Source organism: Bacillus sp. WMMC1349 (genome assembly GCF_013155385.1).
In the GTDB taxonomy this organism is placed as follows: domain Bacteria; phylum Bacillota; class Bacilli; order Bacillales; family Bacillaceae; genus Bacillus.
This window is the reverse complement of record NZ_JABJUQ010000007.1, coordinates 1,296,931-1,309,108: the sequence shown is the minus strand read 5'-3', so window position 1 is coordinate 1,309,108 and position 12,178 is coordinate 1,296,931. Positions and strand designations below refer to the sequence as shown.

At 39.3% G+C, this 12,178-nt stretch carries 11 protein-coding genes and 1 pseudogene; 1 reads left to right on the top strand and 11 read right to left on the bottom strand.

All coding sequences use genetic code 11. From position 1 onward, the window contains the following. Positions 1-115: 115 nt before the first annotated feature. The 10 genes and pseudogenes from HOO54_RS08995 to glcT form a co-directional block, all read right to left on the bottom strand. Entirely contained in the window at positions 116-988 is an 873-nt protein-coding gene (locus HOO54_RS08995) for an NAD(P)-dependent oxidoreductase (protein WP_172294454.1), read from the bottom strand. Positions 989-1,003: 15 nt separating this feature from the next. Continuing rightward, positions 1,004-1,789, bottom strand: a complete 786-nt coding sequence (locus HOO54_RS08990; protein ID WP_172294452.1) for an SDR family oxidoreductase — start codon at positions 1,787-1,789, stop codon at positions 1,004-1,006. Positions 1,790-1,921: 132 nt separating this feature from the next. Beyond that, entirely contained in the window at positions 1,922-2,848 is a 927-nt protein-coding gene (locus HOO54_RS25150; RefSeq protein ID WP_375335829.1) for a methyl-accepting chemotaxis protein, read from the bottom strand. Positions 2,849-2,863: 15 nt separating this feature from the next. Beyond that, positions 2,864-3,787 (bottom strand): annotated as a pseudogene (locus HOO54_RS25145) (cache domain-containing protein); the annotation flags it as partial. A 197-nt stretch (positions 3,788-3,984) separates the two neighbouring features. Then, on the bottom strand, positions 3,985-5,013 hold the full coding sequence (gene splB / locus HOO54_RS08980) for a spore photoproduct lyase (RefSeq protein WP_172294448.1): 1,029 nt from the start codon (positions 5,011-5,013) through the stop codon (positions 3,985-3,987). A 33-nt stretch (positions 5,014-5,046) separates the two neighbouring features. Beyond that, entirely contained in the window at positions 5,047-5,280 is a 234-nt protein-coding gene (locus HOO54_RS08975; RefSeq protein WP_172294445.1) for a transcriptional regulator SplA domain-containing protein, read from the bottom strand. 119 nt (positions 5,281-5,399) lie between these two features. Beyond that, entirely contained in the window at positions 5,400-7,118 is a 1,719-nt protein-coding gene (gene ptsP / locus HOO54_RS08970; RefSeq protein WP_172294443.1) for a phosphoenolpyruvate--protein phosphotransferase, read from the bottom strand. After that, positions 7,118-7,384 (bottom strand): phosphocarrier protein HPr, encoded by a 267-nt coding sequence (locus HOO54_RS08965; protein ID WP_172294441.1) that lies wholly within the window; start codon positions 7,382-7,384, stop codon positions 7,118-7,120. Before HOO54_RS08965 ends, ptsP begins: the two co-directional genes overlap by 1 nt. Before the next feature lie 100 nt (positions 7,385-7,484). Beyond that, on the bottom strand, positions 7,485-9,572 hold the full coding sequence (gene ptsG, locus HOO54_RS08960) for a glucose-specific PTS transporter subunit IIBC (RefSeq protein WP_172294439.1): 2,088 nt from the start codon (positions 9,570-9,572) through the stop codon (positions 7,485-7,487). Between the two features lie 217 nt (positions 9,573-9,789). Then, a complete protein-coding gene (gene glcT / locus HOO54_RS08955) occupies positions 9,790-10,656 on the bottom strand; it encodes a glucose PTS transporter transcription antiterminator GlcT (protein ID WP_172299447.1) in 867 nt (288 codons plus the stop codon). Positions 10,657-10,867: 211 nt separating this feature from the next. On the opposite strand from glcT, the gene HOO54_RS24715 reads away from it, so the two are divergent. Next, positions 10,868-11,002: a hypothetical protein gene (locus tag HOO54_RS24715; protein WP_301539279.1), complete on the top strand. Its 135-nt coding sequence runs from the start codon at positions 10,868-10,870 to the stop codon at positions 11,000-11,002. 49 nt (positions 11,003-11,051) lie between these two features. Here HOO54_RS24715 and HOO54_RS08950 read toward each other — a convergent pair whose 3' ends face one another. After that, positions 11,052-12,146: a M24 family metallopeptidase gene (locus HOO54_RS08950; protein WP_172294437.1), complete on the bottom strand. Its 1,095-nt coding sequence runs from the start codon at positions 12,144-12,146 to the stop codon at positions 11,052-11,054. Between the last annotated feature and the right edge of the window lie 32 nt (positions 12,147-12,178).

Genomic DNA, 12,178 nt, shown 5'->3' with positions numbered 1-12,178 from the left:
ATTTTTAATTTTACTACTTTAATAGGACGGATCAAAGACCTATTTAGTTTCTCTTTTTTTGTCACGTACATAAAAACACCACTTGCATTCCACTGGGATGCAAGCGGTGTTCCGTTTATTTTTCACCAATCCAAAGTTTGAATAAACTTTGAGTGCCACTGTTTGCTTCACCTTGATCCGCAAGTTTCTCATAAAGGGTTTTGGCAAGCTCCAGTCCCGGCATTTTCTCGCCCATCACTTCTGCTTCTTCAATGGCAATTTTTAAATCCTTAATGAAATGTTTTACATAGAAGCCAGGCTGAAAGTCCCCTTTAAGCATTCTTGGTGCAAGATTGGAAAGTGACCAGCTTCCCGCAGCACCTGTTGTTATACTCTTTAATACTTGTTCAGGATCAAGTCCCGCCTTTTTCGCATATACCATTGCCTCCACAACACCGACCATCCCTGAGGCAATTGCAATCTGATTACACATTTTTGTATGTTGACCACTGCCTGCCGGTCCTTGATATTGAATGTTTTCACCTATGATCGAAAAAAGCGGAAGACACGCTTCATATGCCTCTTGGTCCCCACCAACCATAATCGCCAATGTTCCATTTTGGGCACCAACATCTCCTCCTGAAACTGGGGCATCCAATGCATGCAGTGATTTTACTTTTGCAGTTCTCGCAATTTGTTTGGCAAGCGCAGGTTTTGAAGTGGTCATATCAATCAAATATGAACCTTCTTTAGCATGATCAAGCAGTCCTTCACCTCCAAAGTAGACCTCTTCAACATCTTGCGGATAGCCAACCATTGTCATGATCACATCTGCTGCTTTTGCTACTTCTTTTACAGAGGATTTCCAAATGGCACCTTTTCGCAAAAGGTTTGCGGCTTTCTGTTTTGTCCTTGTATAAACAACTGTTCGATATCCTTCAGCCATTATATGTGAAGCCATACTATTTCCCATCACACCAAGACCAATAAATCCGACCGTTTTTTCCATGTTGATTCTCCCCTTTTAAATGGCTTTTACCATTCCACCGTCTATTAAAAGCGTTTGCCCTGTCATATATGTATTTCGTTCTGACAAAAGAAAGCTTGCATATTGTGCAAATTGTTCAGGCTTTCCATAAAACCCTAGCGGAATATGTTGCTCAAAGTCTGCTCGCACTTGCTGTTGTGATAAACCGGATTCTTCTGCGATTTTCCGATCAAGCTCTGCCACACGGTCTGTAGCAATTCTTCCCGGAGCAAGCGTATTGATTAAAATGCGCTGCTTTGCCAACTCGTCTGCTAGCGATTTTGTCAGTCCAACGATTCCCATTCGGAAGGTGTTGGAGAGTAAAAGTCCAGGGATTGGCTGTTTAACTGATGATGATGCAATATTAATGATTCGCCCGCCATTTTTCTGCAAATAGGGCAGTGCTTCACGGATCAAGCGAATATAGCTGAGCAAATGCAACTCAAATGATTGAATCCAATCCTCATCTGTCAGATCCAATAGACTCCCGCCTTTTGGTCCGCCGACATTATTGACAAGCATCTCGATCGATCCTGACACCTCAGCTGTTTTTTTGACCAATTCACTAATCTCAGCTGCGTTTGCATGATCACAAACATGATATGTGACAGAGCCTTTACCAAGCTCAGTTAGTTCTTTAGCAGTGTTCTTTAAAGCTGTTTCATGTCTGCCAGTTAACATGACATTTGCGCCTTCTTCAACAAGAGCGGCGGCAATTGCTTTTCCCAGTCCTTTACTGCTTGCCGCCACAAGCGCTGTCTTTCCTTTTAGTTCTAGATCCATCCATCATCAGCTCCCTTCTTTTTATATTGTAACATGTCGTTCAATATCGTAATGATTTGTCCCCTTGTCACATAAAAAAACTCCCTTTCATCTGTCTGTATGAAAGGAAGTTAGAAGGTGGTGGATCATCAACTAAATATTGAATTTGTGAATTGCATCCACTAAATCTTTGTTTGCCGTGTTTAGAGACTCTGTTGATTTCGCAATCGTTTCTAATGCTGTCAGCTGCTCGTTTGCCGACGCGCTGACTTCTTCTGCTGCTGCTGCAGATTGTTGTGAAATGGCTGAAATACTTTGAATAGAGTCAGTCATTTTTTGTTGTTCGCCACTCATAGCAGTAATTTCAGAATAGACATGATCAATTGAATTCACTAGAGATTGCATTTCTACTGTAATCTTGTTAAGTGCTTCACCTGTCTCATGAATCATTTGATTTTGTTCGCCATTCATTTTGCTTGCTTCAGTCATAGCTAAGACAGCTTCTTTTGTTTCTAATTGAATTTGCTTCACTGTTTCTCTGATATGCTGTGAAGAAGTCGCTGATTGTTCCGCTAGTTTTCTGACTTCATCTGCAACGACAGCAAAACCGCGGCCGCTTTCACCGGCACGAGCTGCTTCAATACTTGCATTAAGTGCCAAAAGATTGGTTTGATCAGAAATGGCTGAGATAGCCGTGACAACTTCTTCAATGTTTTTCGTTTTTTCTTCTAATTTCTGAAGCATTTGTTCAACTTTCTTATTTTCAGTATTCGCTTCATTCGATTTCATCAACAACTGTCCAAGAGCATCAATTCCACTATAACTTGCATCTTCTGATGTTTTTGATAGCTTTTGAATGCTGTCAGCATGATGTTCGATTTCTTTCACCTTGACAAACATCTTCTCTGATTTTTCGTTAATCGTCTCAACTTCTGCTGCCTGTTCAGTAGCACCTGTTGCCACTTCTTCGATTGCCTTTGCAATCTGATCACTTGTTGATACTGTTTCATCTGAGATTGCAGTCAGCTGGTTTGTTGATCCAGATACTTGTTCTGAGGAAGACTTGACTTTTATGATCATATCCTTCATATTTTCGACCATTTTATTAAAATCTTCTGCTAACATTCCGATTTCATCTTTTGATTTAACAACTGTTTGAACTGTTAAATCTCCATCAGCAACTGCTTTTGTTTTGGAAATCAACTGTTTAATCGGTCCGGTAATCGTTTTGGCCATGAAGAAACTAAGAACGATTGCTACGATTAAGGCAATGATCGAGATCATCATAACTGTTTTATTCATCTCTTTAGCTATCCAAAGCACTTTTTCAGATTGAAATACTGCCCCTACCTTCCAGCTTGTTCCGTCTATTGACTGATAAGCAATGACATTTTCTTCACCAATATTGATCCCGTCTTTGGCAGAGAGGATTTCTTTATACATGTTATCTTTTGATAAATTTTCTCCTTGTTTTGAAGGATGTGCCACTGCTACCCCAGTTTTATCAATGATAAATGCAGAACCGTCATAAGGAATTTTTTGATTTTTAATGATTTTGTTCATTGAATCTAATGACAGGTCCAAACTGACAACACCTTTTACTTGATTGTTGACAACGATTGCTTTTGCTGCCGTAATGGTCATCTGTTTCGTGGCTGCATCTTCATATGGTTCTGTCCATATGACTTGGTCAGGGGTTTCTGCTGCTGCTTTATACCATGGTCTTGCAGTTGGATCATAGCCCTTGTCAAATGTAACTTTCGGGAATGTAACCATTTCCTTTTGATCTGTACCAATGTATGCTAAATTGACATAGCCATCTTTGTCCTTGATCTGCTTTAACTCATCATTGATCAATTCTGTTGTCTTTTTATCCTTTTTACTTAAAAACGAAGTAGCCATTTTTCCGGAACCGATTCGTTCCAAGGTCATTTCATAACTTTTCAGCTGAAGTTCGATATTCCCTTTAAGTGAACCAAGAATACTTGACGTTGAAGCCTTTGCCTCATCTTGAAGCATCGACTTTAAAATCGATGTTGTTGAGAATTGAAGAATTAGAACCGTTAAAACTAATATGATCGTAACAAAACCAGCAATTTTCATGTGCAGTTTTTTAAACATGCTAAATCCCTCCTCTGCTTACGCCTTCGTACCTTTTTTATCGGCTTTTATTTCTAATATTTAAGACATAAAAAATATGCAGCTAAAGCTGCATGTTATGTGAAGTATTCGATCTTTGCCTCTGGAAAATAGCCATCTACATACGATTCTAATGCTTCACGGAGTTCAGTTTCTTCCTCCTTTTGGTATATATATTTTCCAATTCCATATCTTCCCCATTTATAGCGGCGCTTCTCTTCATCAAGTTCTAGTTTTGTTTTAGGATAATTTTTTTCAATGACTCTTTTTGCCGGCTTCGTAAATCGATGTTGAATCATTTCAAATGTGATATCTTTTCTGAGGTGAAGCGGAATGGCATCATCTAATTTTTCTAATAATATCCTATACCCTTCCCGCCATCCGTCATAAATATAAATGGGCGCGATAATAAAACCAAGCGGATAGCCTGCTTCAGCAATCTTTACCGCTGCTTCAATCCGTTTGTCGAGCGGTGATGTACCTGGTTCAAAATGTTTAATGACATAATCAGCATTCACACTGAATCTGAACCGCGTTTTTCCATGATGTTTAGCATCAAGTAAATGGTCAACATGATGAAATTTTGTTACAAATCGCAATTTACCGAGATTTGATTTTCCAAAGTGTTCAATCGCATGTTTTAACGTGTGTGTTAAATGATCGATTCCCACAATATCAGATGTACAAGAAGCTTCAAAACGAGTTTCTTCAGGGGCACGTTCTTTCATATATTGATCAGCCTGTTCAAGAATCTCTTCAACATTAACATATGTTCTAATATATGGCTTACTTCCCATCGTTGTTTGTAAATAACAATAGTGACAATGACCCATACATCCTGTTGCAAACGGTATGGCAAACTCAGCCGATGGCTTTGAGGAATCAAATTTTAATGTTTTTCTAACACCAATGACTAACGTCGATTTTGCATTTCGGTATTTTTGAAAATGACCTTCCCCCGGTATATTACGGACTTGGTTATGTGATGTCGTTTCCCTTATTTCAACACCCATACTAATAAATTTGTCCCTTAATTCTCTGCCGAGTGAATATTCTAAAGCCCTTGGTTCAATATAAACGAGTTGGGGTACAAACGGTTTAACCATTTGAAATCAGACACATCCTTTTTTGATTTGTTTTTAGGCATCATCAAATAAATGACGATAAAGCTGTTCCGCCTCTTCATAAGAAGAAAACACAGCATCATCAGCAGCTAGCGCATGATATGTATCATACAGAAACAGAGCCAGCTCACCATCATGAAGCGGATGTTCAACAACTTCTGCTTCTTTAATATTGGCAACATTTGCAGCATGGGGATTACGGTAAATAACATAGACTTGATCCCCAGCTTGAATACCATCTTCTTTCATGAGACATTCTCCTTCCTAATAGCTACCTGTATTATCCCCGAGTGTGAAAGACTCATTCCAGAAAAATAAAAAAACCTAGACGGCAGCATGCCGTCTAGGTTTTTAGTTTGTTAGATGATTTAAGATAGATGGAAGTTTTCTTTTACGAATCGGACAACTTCTTCTGTCGTACTCATCGATAAAATTTGTTCTTTAAGAGCTTCTGTCTCTTTTTTAGACAGTTTGCTGATCTGTGTTCTCGCCGGAAGAATCGAAGTTGCACTCATTGAGAATTCATCTAGACCAAGACCTAAAAGAATTGGGATCGCAATTTCGTCACCGGCCATTTCGCCGCACATTCCAACCCATTTTCCTTCTTTATGGGCCGCTTCAATTACAATTGTAATTAAGCGAAGAATGGCAGGGTTATATGGCTGATAAAGATAAGAAACTTGTTCATTCATCCGGTCAGCAGCCATTGTATATTGAATCAAATCGTTCGTTCCAATACTAAAGAAGTCAACTTCTTTCGCAAATTGGTCAGCAATAACCGCTGAAGCTGGAATTTCAACCATCATACCAACTTCAATGTCATCAGCAACTGTTTGACCTTCTGCTTGAAGTTTAGCTTTTTCTTCTAAAAGAATAGCTTTTGCTTCTTTAAACTCGTTGACAGTGGCAATCATTGGGAACATAATTTTCAGGTTTCCATATGTACTTGCCCGTAACAACGCACGTAATTGTGTTCTGAAAATCTCCTGTTCATCAAGGCAAAGACGAATCGCTCTGTACCCTAAGAAAGGATTCATTTCTTTTGGTAGTTCTAAATATGGAAGCTCTTTGTCACCACCGATATCCAATGTACGTACAACAACAGATTTACCTTCCATACGCTCAAGAACGGTTTTGTAAGCATCGAATTGTTCTTCTTCAGTTGGAAGCTGGTCTCTGCCCATGTAAAGGAATTCTGTACGGTAAAGTCCGACTGCTTCGCCTCCATTTTCCAAGACACCTTTTACATCATCAGGTGTTCCAATGTTGGCAGCTAGTTCGACATGATGACCGTCATTTGTAACCGTTGGTTCATTGACAAGCTTGGCCCACTCAGCTTTTTGTGCTAAAAAGCTTTGATGTTTTTCTTCATATTGTTTAATTGTCTCTTGTGAAGGATCAAGGATCACATCGCCATTAATACCATCGACAATGACCAGCACACCGTTTTGAATTTCCTTCGTTGCTGCTTTTGTTCCAACAACTGCAGGAATTTCCAATGAACGTGCCATAATCGCTGAGTGTGAAGTTCGTCCACCGATATCTGTTGTGAATCCTTTCACAAAACGACGGTTTAATTGGGCTGTATCAGACGGTGTTAAGTCTCCAGCTACAATAATAACCTCTTCAGAAATCAGACTCGGATTTGGAATGTCAACACCGAGAAGATGTCCTGTGACCCGTTTTGTGACGTCACGAATATCAGCTGCACGTTCCTGCATATACTCATTGTCCATCGATTCAAACATTGACACAAACATGTCAGCTGTTTCTTTGAGGGCAAACTCTGCATTAACAGAATCAGATTTGATTTTGTCCTTCACAGGGTTTAAAAGTTCTGGATCACTTAATACTAATAAATGTGCTGAAAAAATTTCTGCTTTATCTTCACCAAGCTCTTTTAAAGCATGGCTTTTAATTGTTTCAAGCTCTTTTTTGGACTGTTCAATAGCTTCTTCAAAACGTTTAACTTCTGCCTCAAAATCAGAGATGTTTTTCTTTTCAACTGTTAAATTCGGCTCCTCAAGCCGGTATGCTTTTGCAATTGCAATACCGGCTGAAGCACCAATACCTTTCATTTCAAGCATTATTCGCCAAGTCCTTCGCTTTTCATAGTATCTTCAAGAGCAGAAAGTGCATCGTTTTCATCAGAACCTGAAGCAGAAATCGTAATTTCAGCTCCTTTGGCAATACCAAGTGACATAACACCCATAATTGATTTAAGGTTTACGGTTTTTCCGTTATATTCCAAATTAATATCAGCATCATATTTGCTTGCTGTTTGTACAAGAACTGTCGCTGGACGCGCGTGAATTCCTGAATCTGCGGTTACTTTAAATGTTTTTTGTGCCATTTTTTATCAATCTCCTTTTAATTAAAGCTATAGTACATTCACAATATTATATCATACAGCCGTACGTGTCATCTGACAAGTACGGCTATTTTGTGAAAATTTATATACTGATGATGTCTTCCTGAGCAAGTGTGACAGTTCCTTTTGCCTTAATATTGACACTTTCACCTTCTTTAAGGTTTGTGAATACCACAGGTGTCATCAAAGATGGAACTTTATCTTTCACATTTTCAATGTCGACTTCAAGCAGTTTTTGACCTGGTTCAATCCGATCACCTTCAGAAACGAATGCTGTAAAACCTTCACCTTTCAAGCTTACTGTATCGATTCCAAAGTGAATTAAAATTTCTCTACCGCCATCAGACTGAAGACCAATCGCATGTTTTGTCGGGAAGACATTAATAATTTTCCCTCTGACAGGTGAGACAACAGTGCCTTCTGATGGAAGAATTGCAAATCCATCACCCATCATTTTTCCTGAGAATACTTGGTCAGGAACATCTGTAATTGGGTGAATTTCACCAGCAAGCGGTGAAACAAATACTTCTTCACCCGCCTCATTTTGTAGAGGTTCAACCATAACGTCTTCAATTTGTTGCTCAACTTCATTAGCTGGAGATACTTTCTCAGGTCGTGGTGAACGTCCTGCCATAATATCTAGCATTTGCGACTTTAAGTTTTCAGATCTTGGTCCAAAAATCGCTTGAATATTATTTCCGACTTCAAGGACTCCTGAAGCACCAAGTTTTTTCAAGCGCTCTTTGTCAACTTTCTTCTGATCATTGACCGTTACACGCAACCTTGTAATACAAGCATCAAGGTGTTTGATATTTTCTTTATCACCCATGGCAGTCAAAATTTCATATGGAAGATCTCCTATTGGTTGTCCAGCTTCTGAAGCTGGTTCAGCAGCCGCATCCTCACGTCCTGGTGTCTTTAAGTTGAACGTGCGAATCGCAAATCTGAATCCGAAGTAATAAATAACCGCCAGTGCTAACCCGACAGGAATAACAAGCCACCAAGCTGTCCGGTTCGGCAGAATACCGAATAGGAAGTAATCGATCAAACCGCCTGAGAATGTCATCCCGATTTTGACATGTAATATATCCATTAACATAAATGATAAGCCGGCAAAGATACAGTGAATTCCGAAAAGGACTGGTGCAACAAACAGGAATGAGAATTCAATCGGTTCAGTAATCCCTGTTAAGAAAGATGTTAATGCAGCAGACCCCATGATACCAGCAACAAGCTTTTTACTTTCAGGTTTTGCTTCATGATAAATCGCAAGTGCTGCAGCAGGAAGCCCGAACATCATGAACGGAAATTTACCAGTCATAAATGTACCCGCTGTCAAATCAACACCATCTTTAATTTGTGCCATGAAAATTCTTTGGTCACCGCGGACCAATTCTCCAGCCTTATTGGTATACTCAAAAAATTCATACCAGAACGGAGCATAGAAAATATGGTGCAAACCAAATGGGATCAATGAACGTTCAATGACTCCAAAGACAAAGGCAGCAAACGCTTCATTTGCGGCAAGCAAATTTGTTGAAAAACTATTTAATGCGCCTTGAATTGGCGGCCAGATGAACAGCATAAGTAAACCAAGGAGCAATGCACAGATAGATGTAATAATCGGTACAAAACGTTTCCCAGCAAAGAAGCCTAAATATTGCGGTAGTTCAATTCTGTAAAAGCGATTAAACATCGCAGCTGCGAGAACACCAATGATGATCCCGCCGAATACCCCAGTGGCTAACGTAGGTATTCCAAGCATTGTCGTATATTGAGGATGGCTTTCAGCAAAATATTTTGCTCTTTCAACTGCATCAGCAGGTATTGGACCAATTTTAATTAGCACCGCACTCATCGTTACATTCATGACAAGGTAGCCGATAATAGCAGCAATACCAGCGACACCGTCTCCATTTGCAAGACCGATCGCCACCCCGACAGCAAATAGCAATGCTAAGTTAGAGAATATAACGTCTCCTGAACTTTCCATCACTTTTGCAACCAACTGAACGACATTATTCTTTAAAAACGGTGCGACATTAATCATTCGCTCATTTTGCATCGCATTACCAATCGCTAGCAGAAGCCCTGCAGCTGGTAAAATGGCAACTGGAAGCATGAGCGCTCGCCCGATTTTTTGTAAAACACCAAATAATGATTTAAACATAGTTTTATTACCTCCTCTAAGAGTAGTTTGACCTTGCTGCAAAAATTCATTACTAATATTCAATAGGCATTTTTTTACACTTTAACCGTTTACATTTCATCAACAAAACGCAAAAAAGGCATGAGTGATTATGGGTATAGAGAAATAAAAGACAGCGTCTTCATTTCTTCCCTTTTTCACTCATGCCTGATCGAATCAGTAACACGTTATAAAGGCGTTATGAAATTTTATTAGTCAAACGATACAAATGCAATGTCAGGTAAACGGCTTCTGCCTCATGAACAGGTTTCTTAAGCGCTTGCTGCAAGACCTTGATCATCTTCCAAGCAGTATTATAGCATAACGGATATTCCGTTTTCAACAACAACATTAATTTTTCTGGTTCTTGGATCGGTTCCTCCCGTTTAATTCTGTCAATCGTAAACCGCAAATGGCGGATCAGCCGCAAATAATTAACACTTTCTCGATTCACTTTCATCTCGAAAGCGTCTTCAATCATTTGCACAAGTTTCGAAATCAACTGTGAATGCTGATTCACTTCTGACAGAGGACGGTTCGTCAAAGCGCTGTGAATATGAAGGGCAATAAACCCGATTTCTCCTTCTGGAAGCTTGATGTCTGATTGTTCATTGATCATCTCAACAGCTTCTTTGGCAAGTTCATATTCTTTGGGATAAAGTGATTCTGTCTCAAGCAAAAATGGATTTTTCATATCAAATCCTTTTTCTAGGCGCATAACCGCAAATGCGATATGGTCTGTCAAAGCGACATGAATATGTTCATTTAAAGGCTGACCACTTTTTTGTGCAACATGATAGATCACGTCATTGGCGATATCAACCATTTTTTCATCGACATATGAAAGGAGTTTCTTATACTGGGTTTGCTCTTTATCATCTTCGAGAACAAACATTTTTTCATAATTCTCATGTTCAATAAGATCTCCACGCTTTTTCCCAAACCCGATCCCTTTTCCAATCAAGACAACCTCACGATAATCTTCATGAAGTGCGATTAATACGTTGTTGTTGAGTACCTTTTCAACCGCGAAGGATCTATTCACGATCCTCAACTCCTTTGTCATTCGATCTATCATATCGTACAAGACTCATGAAAGCGCGTCAATTTTTTTTTAGAAATTTTGATGAAAACTGTCGAAACTTCACACCCATTTGATCATAAAACATAACGATTTTCATAGAAAAAAATAAATGCTTGCTATGGTATGCATTTCACACTTTAAGATAAAACCGTACCGGTACTGATTACGCTCTAATGGGAAAGGAGAGGAAAAAATGGCTATCTTTATTTTGATCCTCTTATGTATAATTATTGTTGTATCAGCAAAGGCGGCGATGAAACCGCTTAACGAAAACCATAAAGTCAAACCGTTCCGTTCTTTTGATGATTTTTTTATTTCTAAAGATTGACACACAAAAAGACCCTGTAGAGTTGTCTTACTCTATAGGGTCACACTTTTTAAGAAATCACTGTTAGCTGTTTCGGATAAAGAGTGAGTGTCTCAACTCCGTCTGAAGTGACAAGCACATCATCTTCGATTCGAACACCACCGATTTCCGGTATATAGATACCAGGCTCAATTGTATAGACCATTCCCTCTTTTAATAGCCCGTTATTGTTATGGCTCATCGATGGGTATTCATGGGCTGAAATCCCGAGCCCATGACCAAGACGATGCGGAAAATATTCTCCGAATCCTGCGTTTTCGATGATGCCGCGCGCTTTCAAATCAAGATCTCCTATTCTCACCCCTGGCTTGCTCATTTGAAGTGCAGCCATTTCAGCTTGAAGAACTGTTTCATAAATTTCTTTCTGCTGTTGGTTGACCTGTTGATAGACAAGCGTTCTCGTAATATCTGAACAATATCCATCAATGATGACACCTAAATCAAACAGGACAAAATCACCAGTGTCGAGCGTTCTGCTTCCTGGGTTCCCGTGGGGCTGTCCTGATTTCTCACCGAATAGAACCATGGTCGAAAATGACATCCCTTGAATTCCTTTTTTCTTTAATTCATATTCGATTTTAGCAACAACTTCAATTTCAGAAATACCTGATTTTAAAGCATTAGCTCCAACTTCAACTCCATAATCCGCAAGTTTTGCCGCCTCACGGAGAATGCTAATTTCTTTTTCATCTTTGACAACACGACATTCGTTTAGTTTGTCTTCTACAGAAACAAAATCCGCACCATTTGCTGCAGTTCTCAGCATTTCTGCACGGAAAAGTGATATCGTTTCTTTTTCGACCGCTACTTTTTCAAATTGTAAGTTGCGTTTTTTCAAAGTGGCTGAGATCAGTTCCCACGGATTTTCATGATCTTCATACCCGATGATATCATATGTCCAACCGGCTGTTTTCGCCTGACTTGCCTCCATTTGCGGACAAACAAAAAACGGCTCTTCATCTTGAAAGACAAACACACCCATCAACCGTTCATGAGGTTCTGTATAAAAGTTTGTTAAGTAAAAGACATTCTCTTTCGAATGAATAAAAGCTAATTGATAATCTTTTTCTTTCAGCCAGGAAGAGATGTATTCAATTCTTTCCAATTCGCTTCCTCCTTCTTAGATCAATTGTTCGA